The organism is Companilactobacillus furfuricola, assembly GCF_003946325.1.
In the GTDB taxonomy this organism is placed as follows: domain Bacteria; phylum Bacillota; class Bacilli; order Lactobacillales; family Lactobacillaceae; genus Companilactobacillus; species Companilactobacillus furfuricola.
Map to the genome: position 1 here is coordinate 19,046 of NZ_RHNT01000027.1, position 11,733 is coordinate 30,778.

The window sequence follows — 11,733 nt, forward strand, 5'->3', positions numbered from 1 at the left end:
TAAAAGGAGGTACTACATGCCAAACTACATCAACGAAGAATCAGTTGAGAACTTAGCACTAGAAGGTTTAAAAAATGTTGGTTATGAGATTTATAAAAGTGAATCTTACATTAGCCCAAATAGAAAAATTGATGCAGAAAGAAACAATGATCATTCGGTTTGTATTCTCGAGAAGAGATTGTTGAATGCTCTAATAGCGATTAATCCGGGGTATGATTCTGAAATATACGAAAATGCTTTGAGACAGTTCAAGGTTCTTGCAGATAACCCTAACATGATGATCAATAATCATCATCTTCATCAGTTAATTATTAATGGTGCACGTGTGAAAACTAACGTGAATGGAGAAAATAGAACAGCTACTTTATACCCTATCGATTTCAATGACGTTCAAAAAAATGATTTCATTGCTACAAATCAATTTACTGTCACGCAAGGTAATCATGAGAGAAGACCGGATGTCACGTTGTTCATTAATGGTTTGCCATTAGTAACTTTCGAATTTAAAGATTCTGCAAATCAAAATGTTGGTATTCAAGAGGCTTTCAAACAATTTGAAACATATAAGTCTGAAATTCCAGATTATATGCAATACAATGAAATTTTAATTGTCTCTGATGCTATTCATACTCGTGCAGGATCTCTTACCGCAGGTATCGATCGTTTCATGAGATGGCGTTCTCCCAAGGATATTGCTGAGAATAAATCAGATTTAGAGTTGGATGTAATGATAAAAAATATGCTTCCTCCCAAAACTTTGTTAAATATCATTGAAAACTTTATTATCTTTGAAACCAATGGTGATCAAACAGTAAAGATAGTTGCGGCATATCATCAGTATTATATGGTTAACAAAGCAGTTAAGGTGGCCAGTAAAGTTGTAAAAGATCCCGAAGACAAAAGAATTGGGGTTGTCTGGCACACTACTGGGTCAGGAAAGTCTTTGTCAATGGTATTCTTCTCAGGTATAGCAGCGAGAAAGATGGGTAATCCAACCATTTTGGTTATTAACGATCGCAATGATTTAGATGATCAATTATATGGCACCTTCGCTGCAGCACATGAATTTTTAGGACAAAACCCAGTTCATGCTGACGATCGTGATGATGTTCGAAAGTTAATGTCTACTAATTCTGGTGGAATAGTCTTTAGTACGATTCAAAAATTCGCTCCTGATTTTGATCACGGTGAATCTGATATGCCAGTTCTGACGGATCGACAAAATGTTATTGTTATTGCGGATGAAGCTCATCGTACCCAATATGGCCTTGAAGCAAAATATACTGATAATGGAATAAGATATGGTTTTGCAAAATATCTTAGAGACGCACTTCCGAATGCTTCGTTTATGGGATTTACGGGTACTCCTATTAATGTAGAAGATAAATCCACTACACAGGTTTTTGGTGATTACATTGATGTTTATGATATTACGCAGGCAGTTAATGATCATGCCACTGTCCGTATTTATTACGAGTCACATGTTATTCCATTGGCAATTAAAAAGGGAATGGAAGCCAAATACAATCAAATGATGGAAGAGTATTCCTTAAATGACGATCCAGAAATTGAAGAAAATGAACGAAGAAATCGCGATTTGACGAGATTAGAAGCATTGGCAGGGACTAGATCACGGCTTGAAAAAATTGCTGAACATTTTGTAACCCATTTTGAGGCTAGACAAAAAGAGCAATTTGGTAAGTCAATGTTAGTTGAAATGTCTAGAGTTAATGCAGTTAAGCTCTATGATCAGATCATTAAAATAAGACCTGATTGGGCCAGTGATGATTTAGACAAAGGGAAAATCAAAATAATTATGACGTCTAACGCGTCTGATGGTCCAGAAATTTCTAAGCACCATACTAATAAATCGGATCGATTAAAACTTCAAAAACGTATGAAAGACAACGATGATGAATTACAAATCGTTATTGTTGTTGATATGTGGTTGACCGGATTTGATGTGCCATCTTTAAACACTATGTATATTGATAAACCTATGCATGGACACAATTTAATCCAAGCGATTGCCCGAGTTAATCGGGTATTCAAAGATAAAAACAGTGGCCTCATTGTAGATTACATCGGTATTGCTGAAAGCTTGAAACAAGCACTGAACCATTATTCTTCAAAGGATCAGGGACAAGTCGGCATTAATATGGAAAAAGCCATGGCGCTATTAATTGAGAAGTATCAGATAATTAAGAAAGATTATCTGTACGGATTCGATTACAGTGATTTTGATTCAGAAGACCATTCTAAGAGAATAAGAATTCTCAATCAAACAGCTAACTATCTATTACGTATGTCTGAGGAAGATATTCAGAAATTTTCCAATGTTGTTACTCAATTGCAAAAAGCTTTTGCTCTCGTATCAACTCAACAACAAGCACAGGATTTAGCTCCAGAAATTGCCTTTTTTAAAACACTCAAAGTATATATTGGTAAACTACAAAATGATGATTTTGGTGGTGGTGACGAAGGGTCAAAGGATATTGACTATAAAATGCGTCAATTTTTGGATCAGTCAATAATATCTGAACCACATGTGGATATCTACAAAGATCTAGGATTGGAAAGGCCAAACTTGGATGTTATTTCTGATCAATTTTTGAGTCAAGTCGAGAACATGCAAGAAACGAATACAGCCATTGCTCTACTTACTCGATTGTTAGAAGGTAAAGTTAAGTCATTGAATAGAACCAATATCGTAAAATCCAGAGATTTTAAAGAAATGCTAGAAGATTCGATCAAAAAGTATAATGAGAGAGGAATTACTAGTGAATTAGTGATCCGTGAATTGATTGAGATGGCAAAGAAAATTAATGCCGAACAAGCAAAAGGCAAGGATCTCGGATTAAACTCCCAAGAAGTCGCATTTTATGATGCACTTGCTGATCATAAAAAAGCAGTTGAAATTTTAGGAGAGGAAAAGTTACAAATCATTGCGGTTGAATTGGTGAAATTAGTTAAGGAAAATTCAGGTGTGGACTGGGAAAAAAGAGAAGCTGTTCAAGCAAAAATGAGGATTGCAGTCAGAGATTTACTACGATACTATGGGTATCCTCCAGAAATTCGCAAGAGCGCTGTCAGTACAGTGGTTGAACAGGCTGAGAAAATGGCTGCTAGTAAATAAAATTCTTTGTTTTTAAACTAATGATAATGAACGCTTGATATAATAAAAAAGACCGAAACTAACTCGTTTCGATCTTTTTTATTAAAGATTTTCAATTTTCAATAAATCATTAATACTCAAGCATCCACGCCTAGTGTCGGATGGATATACCATTATGAGGTTATTAGGAAACTTATCTACATTCATCGTACCTAATTTAGCATCGTTATCAACAAGTATAATGATATCACCATGATGCTCGTTACAATACTTAATAATACTAAAGAGCTTATACCAGGTGTAAGCTCTTTTATTGATGAAAGATATTCTACCGTATGTGTTGAACATTAACTTTTTCTCAACTAATGATTGTACTACGAGTGGCCGACTAGTACACCAAACAATTCTTATTTTATCTGAGGATAAATTTCTTAGCCAAATTGCAATATAAGCAGGAATACTCATTTTAAAGTTCATTTTGTTTATGAAAACAGCATCTGGTCCCTTATAATTTAAGGGAGCTAGTGTATCATCAATATCCAACAATAAATATTTCATATGCTCCTTCACATTTCTTAATATTTGTTTAATGCTAAATGTTATGAAATCCGAATCTCAGCTGTGAAAATTGCATGATCTGGATGTCCTGGATCAGTCCGAACAAAATATCCTTCTGGGACAAGATATCCATCTGTATAATTCTTTTGATAATTCTTTGCGAATTCCCAGTCAAGGCTATTGTAGTCAGAAGATTTATCTATTTGAGTGTTAACACCGCGGATTTTACGAATGACTAACCAGTCTAGATTATATCCTTTCCAACTAGTTCCTAATGGAGAGTATGGGGAAAAGTCAGGATTTTTGCAGAAGCCATTGATTCTAAGCATATCTATAATATTTTGCCAATTTAATTCATGGCCCTTTGGTTCTTTTTCAAAATAATCTTTATTATCGGAATTCCACTTGCAGGATGACAAAAATTTCGTGACATGTGGACCATAATTGAAATCACCGACAATAACTTGAATTTGAGTTTCCAAATTTGAATTTTGTTTTATAATTTTTTCGATTTGATTTTTTCTTCTTTGGGAATCGACGATATCAATGTCTTTGCTCTCACAATTCTTATCCATGTCCGACTCAGAAATTTTGTACATTGGTCTTACATGTATTCCAGTAATGCTTATTTTTTTCTTGTTTAATAAACTACACTCAATAGTGAACCAATCAGGGTCATCATCGGATAATTGGTCAGGATGATGTTCTGAGATTGATTCTTCATCAAATTTGCCCTTTTTTATTGCCATTAATATACCATTTCCAGATTTATCAAAGTTGGGAGCATAAGGAGCCCCATCGTAGTGAAAAACATGATATTCTGAAAGAACTTTTTTTATTTTTCTCGCATTGTTTGTACCATTGAATTCTAATAGGACTGCAACATCCGGCTCCCTTTTTAGAATTTCACTAAAAACAAATTCTGGAAGAGGTTTGTTAGATGATCTTCCATTGATATTCCATTCAAGTATTTTAAGATTTTCCATTATGGATTTTCTCCAAATTATATTTTTGTGTATAAAAATTTGAAATCTATCCTCAATGTAGGTTGTCTAAATATTTGTGGTAGTAGATGGAAACGCTATTTAATATTTAATCCGTACTTGATATGCAAGAATTCAGGCAATGTTAGTGATGTGGCATAGTACAGTTGATTCTTGTAATTGATAAAATGAAAAAATACCACGAATTTTCCCGGACAATCAATGTTCTGCTTGCAGAGAAACAATTCTTGATACCAGTTTCTTCTAGGAGCTGATATTGGATCGGGAATGATCATGATACTTTCGTGATTGTACCATTCAAAGTTTTCAGTGATATTTTTGAAAATATCGTGATGTTCATTAACATTGTTGATTCTTATAAATCTCATTGATTCAACGTCTAAATATCCTATTGAAAGATTAGAACCGAATCCTATATCCAAAGTAAGGGGGTTATTCGTAATCGAAGCCTCTTTTATATTTGGTTTTGTTTAACAGCTTTGCGACCATCTCCTAATGATATTGATTATTTTTTAATAATAGGAACCACCTAAATAATATTATATGAGATTTTTGATGTCGAACATGGACACTTGAGATTTGGTCAATGATCTAAATTAAGTCAATTGTGATTTGTCAAAATGTTTTTTTGTCAAATATGCGTTATCAAATACGTCACTGGACTGTATTAATTTTGCCAAAATCCCAAACAATACCCACAAATTTGGTATCCTAGAATTAACAACAACGACTAAATAGGGAGCATTGCTCATGAAAGATGAAACAAATTTAAAAAACGCTCTGACTGATTTTCTTGGTTCCAAGGAATTCAATACTTTGAAAGACTATCCTGCAGATATGATTATGGATTCTGTCTTGCAATTTGCAGATATGGTTTTTGCGGGCAAGGCTGATACGTTGAAAAATTGGGATCCCATTAGCATTATGAGAGCCCTCGATGATATGCAGGGAGTTGCTGATAACGATAGCGATCCCAGAGCCGTCGCCACACTCGCATTTTTTTACTTTAGTGTTCGTGAATTTATGGAATTCGCTGTTAGGACCAATTATATTGGACTTAATAATATGCAGCTAACTTTGACTTTAAAAGGTTTTGAAATTAGAAATAATTTCAAGGGTGACCCGATTCCGTACTATTCCGGTGTTCCCGACCAACAGGTTGATAGCTTGCCAAAATATCAGCAACATACGGCGGATAGAATTGTCGATGAGGTCCAAACATGGGCTGAAATTTATACTAATAGCCCTTCATGGAAAAAGCGACCTAAGGGCGTGAATGCGGAACTGTTGTATACCGCCATTTCAGCTATGACCGATCTTATCTATACTGACTTTAGAAAGACACCGAGAAGCTGGACGAAAAAAGCTGTCACTGCGGTAATGACGGATGATCTAATCAGATATAATATTTTTATGCCAAAGGAAATCAAACGTGTCGTACCGGCTTTGCTGAAATATTTTGACTTCGTGGGTAAAATTGAAGAATTGCCAGCTGCTACCATCGAACGTAATAAGCGTTACATTGCTGCGGCTGAACCGAAGATGCTTGAAGAATATGAAGCAAAAAACAATCCAGATACTCAAGAACAAGGGATGCCGATGGATAAAGTTTTGGATATGGCAATTGATGATATTGACCCTGATTCTGACCAGAGTTATCTAAAGCTCAAGCATCCGAAAACTCATAATTCTAGAACTTGGAACAAGAAAACGGCTATTGCAACGCATAAATTAGGCATTAAACTTGGTTTAGAAATGTGGTCGACGAGAGCCCGTTATAAACTAGTTCAAGGTTTTGAGATCGACTTTATCGTCGAAATGATCAGTAGCTTAGTTGACGTCCTATATTCCATCAGCCTGGAAATGCCAGCTCAATTGTCAACCACGACTATGGCAACATTTGGACACTTTTCAAGCGAAAAGCATGATCAAGCTAAAAAAGACCTAGTTATCAGTTACCTAGAATTATTAGGAAATAATGGAACTGTTTTTCAGCAAAAATCCGAAGAACTGATTGGGGCCTTTCAAGGCAGGATTGTTCCATTTAATAAGAAGAATTAATATAAGTGTTATTAAAAAGGATAACTTCAAATCTTGAAGTTATCCTTTTTGTGGGCTTATCCATTGACTTAAATCAATGGAATTCATATAATCGAATTACCATAAAGGTAATTTATGCAACCGCTGGGAGAATCAAATACAGGTTTCCTTTCATAGTAATAAGGTTCAGAAACAGTGCAGTGATTTGGGAAGAGCAAAGAAAGACTTTCCCGAAAAGATTGCTAAGAAGTTGTTGAGACTAGTAAATTTTATCAAGGCATCTGAAGATGTACAGTCCATAATTAATAATCCCTTATATTATTTCCACAAATTACATGGTAAAAAAGAGGGCTTGTATTCGATGGATATTGACGGTCGGAGAAGTAGTTATCGACTTATTGTTACTTTTGACAACAATATGGATACCAATATGGATTCTCTTATAATTCAGGAAATAATAATCGTGGAGGTTAGCAAACATTATGAGTAATGAAATAGAATATAATAATTTGATTGCCTTCCATCCTGGCTCATATATAGGCGATATTATTGAAGAACTAAATATGACTCAAGCGGAATTTGCTTATCGAATTGATACCACTCCAAAGACAATTAGTAAAATTGTAAATGGGGAGGCTAGAGTTACAACTGAACTGGCCAGCAAGCTATCAAAAATCACCGGGATTTCAGGAAAAACCTGGTTAAATCTGCAGTCTAGTTATGATATTAAGGTGCAAGAAATAAAGGAAAGTCGAGATGCTGATGAAAAATCCGTTGCTGAGTCTATAGATTTTGGATATTTCAAAAAAATACTGAAATTGAAGATAAAAGATATAGTTTAACCGAAAAAATTATAGTAATGAAAGATCAGCTTAAGTTAGCTAATCTTAACGATTTACGCATTTTTAATCCAAATGTGAGTTATCGCAATACGGATAATTTTAATGCAAGGGATAAGACCATAATTAACTCTAATGTTGTTGTTGAGTTGGCAATGGCAAAAGCAAGAAATGCAACTGATACGCCATTCCAGCCTAAGAAGTTAAAACAAAACTTTTCAACTATTAAGAAATTTTCTACGGAGGATCCAGAAGATTTCTACCCAAAGCTACGAGATCTATTATTAAATTGCGGTGTAGTTTTAGTAGCCTTGCCTAACTTGAAAAATGCACGATTAAATGGTGCAACAAAGAAATTTAAAAATGGCAGTGTGATGCTACTTATTACAGATAAGAATAAGAAATCAGATATATTTTGGTTTTCATTGATTCACGAATTGGGTCATATTTATGAAGAAGATTTTAATGCTGATCATACTGACAAAGAAAATTACGAAATCAAAGAAAAACGTGCAGATGACTTTGCTAGTGAATTTTTTATCCCGAAAGATAAATATGATGTCTTCGTTAGCAGAAATGATTTCAGTGCAAATTCGGTGAAGAAATTTGCGCATGATTTAGGTATCAATCCAAGCATTGTCGTTGGAAGGCTTCAAAACGATGAAATTATTGGACGTGATTATTTGAACCGCTTAAGAACAAGCTATGAGATAATAGTATGATTTCGTAAAAGAGACTAACGTAAAGTCAAAACGTTAGTCTCTTTTTGTAACCCCATTCAAAGATATCCTCAAAAAAGGTAAACTATAATTAACAAAATAATGAGGAGAGTATGAAATGAGTTATCCTGCCTTAGGAGAAATTCTATACGTTTTTGAAAAGAGTGACGAGAAGAAGAGCTTGATCGATTATCCTGCTCAAAGAGTTAGAAAGACAATAATTGATTTCGCGGCTACGATGTCTAATGTTGGTTGTGAAGATTTGAAATTGTGGACTGAGGAAAAAATTGAATATTTTTTGAAAGAAACGATTTCTTACGAAGAAAATTTTGAGACTCCCAATGCCAAGATTCACGCCTTTAATGCTTATAAAACATTGGCAGCTTTTTTGAGATTCGCTGCTAAAAAAGAATATTTGAGTTTGTCTACAGCCAAAATCGATGATTTATTGCATGGTATCGAAGGGGATTCATATTTATCACAACCGATCGAACCGTTCACTCCTGAAGAAGATGTGAAAAAGCTAACTAAGTATCAAGATAAGACTTCATAAAAATATTTAAAGTTGAGTGACGAGTGGTGTACAAAATATATCGAAAGTTCAGATTTTGTGCCGGTATATCGGAACTCAGATGATCTCATGCTCAAGATGTTGATGGGAACTTTAACGGTCGACGTTTATCAAATTTATCGTAAGACTCCTAAAACCTGGACAAAAAAGGCCCTGACTGAAGTTATGACCTATGACTTTGTCAAAGAGACTATTTTTACCGACGGTGATATAACTAATATTGTTCCGGCATTGACCAATTTGATGGAATTTTTAGGTAAGAATGACTTGCTTGATCAAAATAAAACGGATAAATATATTCGCTTTTTTGAAGAGATCCAGCCAGAAATGCTTAAGCAAATACATAAGGACGCAAGCGCTAATCTTTACAAGATGATCAGTGAAGAAACAGTTAAACGTCAGCTCGATATTAATGATCAAGAACGAGTGCATGAATTTGGCGAAACATTTTTTGCTGAAGGTGGATTTGAAGGTCTTAAAAAGTATCTTGATAAAAGTGATCGTAAATCTACAGATCGAGCCATTGATGATTTCCTTTCAAGAAATTCGTATGAGACTAATGATGAAGAAGCGGTGGATGAACCAGAGCTTCTCAATGATCCAAAACAATTACGGAAAGCTGCTAAGAATTATGAGACTGATGCTGAACGACAATATTTGAATAATGATCATATTCTGAAATACGGTAATCATTTTTGGAATATGGAAGAAGCAAAGCGATATCATGATCAGGGATTAGAATTAGGGTTGAAGCTTTACTTGAAACGGCGTCAATATGGTCTGAATGAAGATATTTCTAAATCTGATGTTATTGACACAGTCGTACAAATGGTAGATTTTTTCTATGCTTATTATTTGACCGGTCCCCAAAAATGGCAAACTCGTAATATGTTAGAAGTGGGAGGATCATTTCGTAGTCATACTTCTGACGAAGGGATGTCAATTTTAAAGAACCTCATTCGCATGATGAGAAATGACCACATAACGACATTTGAACATGCTGATGCATTGATCGATGCGTTACTAGGGCAAAGTAGTTCGGTTGGATCTGTTGGTTTTTCTAAAGGAAAACTTAGACGTAAGAAAAAGAAGAAGAAAAAGAAACGCAAATAAAAATAGTTTTTGGACTGTATTCGAGTTTGGGGTACAGTCTTTTTTTGGAAAATAGAATAAGAAAAAAGGTTACCCACACCTCGTAATATGGAGGAATGAGTAACCCTTGTTCATCTATTTTTATAAGATTTTAAACCCCAGTCTTACCACCGCCAAAGATATCATCCATGGCGTTGTTGAACAATGATCTGTCAGTAGTTTTATCAACGCTAACTTGCATTCCAGGTCTAAATGATTGCATCAAGAAATCCCAGAACATACCAGATAGACCGAGCTCGTCGTGGTCGTCCATTGATAGAGTGTAACGGATCCCTTTTTCGTTGCCACTTTCAACTTTTTCGACCCAGTTTGGTTCACGGAGTGATTCACGTCCGATGGCTGCGAAATCGATGCCCTTGTCTAAGACTTTCTCAGCTTCAGCAGGTGTCTGGATGTCACCGACACCGATCAATGGGATGTCGTCACCTAAGTGTTCCTTGATCGTTAAGTTGAGTGGAGTATCGATTGACTTGTCGTTCAAAGATTTACGCCATACATCACCCATTGAAACGTGCAAGTAGTCGATTGGCTTTTCTTTGATAGCATCAACGAATGCTAACGTATCGTCAAAGCTAATACCTGGTTTTTCGACTTCTTCAGGTGAAAGACGGTAGCCTAAGATGAATGGCTTGTCAGCATACTTGTCGATAGCTTTTTGAGCTTCATCGATGACGGCGAATGGGAAAGCCATTCTCTTTTCAAGTGAGCCACCCCATTTATCATCACGACGGTTGCTGTGTGGTGAGAAGAATTGTTGGATCAAATAAGTATTAGCACCATGGATCTCAACACCATCAAAACCGGCTAAGATAGCACGCTTAGTAGCTTGTCCAAAATCTTTGATCGTTTGTTCAACTTCTTCTTCAGTCAAAGCACGAGGTTCCTCAGAATTTTCACGTAAGGCGGTAACGGCGCTAGCACTAACAGGCTGTTTGCCACGAAGTACGGATGTGAAAGTCATACGACCAGCACTAAAAATTTGTAAAATAGCTTTAGTTCCATTCTTGTGAATAGCATCAGCCAAGCTCCTCAAACTTGGAATGAATTTATCGTCAGATGCACTAAGTTCACCTTCGAATCCTTTACCCTCATCATTAACGTAAGCAACGGCGGTAACAAACATACCAGCGCCACCAGTATGGATCCGGTAATAGCGAAGTTCATCCCGCGTAACTTCACCATTAGCAAAACTCATCATTTCTGTCATTGGGGGAATTACGATCCGGTTCTTAACTGTGATCCCCTTTTTCTTAAAAGTATAAGGTTTCAAAAAATTATAATCTGCCATAATGTTTCCTCCTCTTTCCCAATAAAGTTATGTTACCGCTATCATTTTAAATTGTGAAGCATTTAACATTGCTTATCATTCGATAAAAAACGATGGATAAATTGATATCACTTGATTAGTCAACGATGGAAAATATTTTTCCAATAGAAGAAAACACGATAAAATAAAGACACAAAAGAGTGCAAAAACTACCACAAAATAATGTGGAGTTTTTGTGCTCTTTTTTTTTAGTTAATAAATCAAAAATCATGGGGGAAATCGATGAAGAATCTAAGGTTAATATTTTTTGCAGTGGCGGCAGGTTGCTTGCTACTGTTAGTGGGGTGCAGCAATAACGCAAACAAGTCAGCCAGTGCTGACAAGCAAGATCTGCTACAATTTTTTTAACCGGACAGATGAAAAACAATAATCAGTCCGGGAGACGATAACAATGAGTAGGAAAAATAA

At 35.5% G+C, this 11,733-nt stretch carries 11 protein-coding genes; 7 read left to right on the plus strand and 4 right to left on the minus strand.

Annotated elements, in window-relative coordinates; genetic code table 11:
• Positions 1 to 16: 16 nt before the first annotated feature.
• Positions 17 to 3,136, plus strand: coding sequence for a type I restriction endonuclease subunit R (locus EKM78_RS08025; protein ID WP_125771135.1), 3,120 nt, complete (start codon positions 17 to 19; stop codon positions 3,134 to 3,136).
• A gap of 81 nt (positions 3,137 to 3,217) precedes the next feature.
• Here EKM78_RS08025 and EKM78_RS08030 read toward each other — a convergent pair whose 3' ends face one another.
• The 3 genes from EKM78_RS08030 to EKM78_RS08040 form a co-directional block, all read right to left on the minus strand.
• Positions 3,218 to 3,673 carry a hypothetical protein gene (locus tag EKM78_RS08030; RefSeq protein WP_125771137.1) on the minus strand — a complete coding sequence of 152 codons (456 nt, stop codon included), beginning with the start codon at positions 3,671 to 3,673 and terminating at the stop codon, positions 3,218 to 3,220.
• 41 nt (positions 3,674 to 3,714) lie between these two features.
• Entirely contained in the window at positions 3,715 to 4,659 is a 945-nt protein-coding gene (locus EKM78_RS08035; protein WP_125771139.1) for an endonuclease/exonuclease/phosphatase family protein, read from the minus strand.
• 95 nt (positions 4,660 to 4,754) lie between these two features.
• Positions 4,755 to 5,045, minus strand: coding sequence for a hypothetical protein (locus EKM78_RS08040; protein ID WP_125771141.1), 291 nt, complete (start codon positions 5,043 to 5,045; stop codon positions 4,755 to 4,757).
• Positions 5,046 to 5,427: 382 nt separating this feature from the next.
• Here EKM78_RS08040 and EKM78_RS08045 point away from each other — a divergent pair, with 382 nt between their 5' ends.
• The 6 genes from EKM78_RS08045 to EKM78_RS08065 all read left to right on the plus strand — a co-directional run bounded on the left by EKM78_RS08045 (position 5,428) and on the right by EKM78_RS08065 (position 9,959).
• Positions 5,428 to 6,738, plus strand: a complete 1,311-nt coding sequence (locus EKM78_RS08045) for a hypothetical protein (RefSeq protein WP_125771143.1) — start codon at positions 5,428 to 5,430, stop codon at positions 6,736 to 6,738.
• A 184-nt stretch (positions 6,739 to 6,922) separates the two neighbouring features.
• Positions 6,923 to 7,207, plus strand: a complete 285-nt coding sequence (locus EKM78_RS08050) for a type II toxin-antitoxin system RelE/ParE family toxin (RefSeq protein ID WP_281273617.1) — start codon at positions 6,923 to 6,925, stop codon at positions 7,205 to 7,207.
• Positions 7,200 to 7,559: a HigA family addiction module antitoxin gene (locus EKM78_RS13365; RefSeq protein ID WP_342768448.1), complete on the plus strand. Its 360-nt coding sequence runs from the start codon at positions 7,200 to 7,202 to the stop codon at positions 7,557 to 7,559. Before EKM78_RS08050 ends, EKM78_RS13365 begins: the two co-directional genes overlap by 8 nt.
• Before the next feature lie 17 nt (positions 7,560 to 7,576).
• Positions 7,577 to 8,278 (plus strand): ImmA/IrrE family metallo-endopeptidase, encoded by a 702-nt coding sequence (locus EKM78_RS08055; RefSeq protein WP_342768449.1) that lies wholly within the window; start codon positions 7,577 to 7,579, stop codon positions 8,276 to 8,278.
• Between the two features lie 115 nt (positions 8,279 to 8,393).
• Complete coding sequence (locus EKM78_RS08060) at positions 8,394 to 8,828, plus strand: hypothetical protein (protein WP_125771145.1); 435 nt, start codon at positions 8,394 to 8,396, stop codon at positions 8,826 to 8,828.
• Positions 8,829 to 8,885: 57 nt separating this feature from the next.
• Entirely contained in the window at positions 8,886 to 9,959 is a 1,074-nt protein-coding gene (locus EKM78_RS08065) for a hypothetical protein (protein WP_164507260.1), read from the plus strand.
• A 130-nt stretch (positions 9,960 to 10,089) separates the two neighbouring features.
• Here EKM78_RS08065 and EKM78_RS08070 read toward each other — a convergent pair whose 3' ends face one another.
• Positions 10,090 to 11,286: an NADH-dependent flavin oxidoreductase gene (locus tag EKM78_RS08070; RefSeq protein ID WP_125771149.1), complete on the minus strand. Its 1,197-nt coding sequence runs from the start codon at positions 11,284 to 11,286 to the stop codon at positions 10,090 to 10,092.
• Between the last annotated feature and the right edge of the window lie 447 nt (positions 11,287 to 11,733).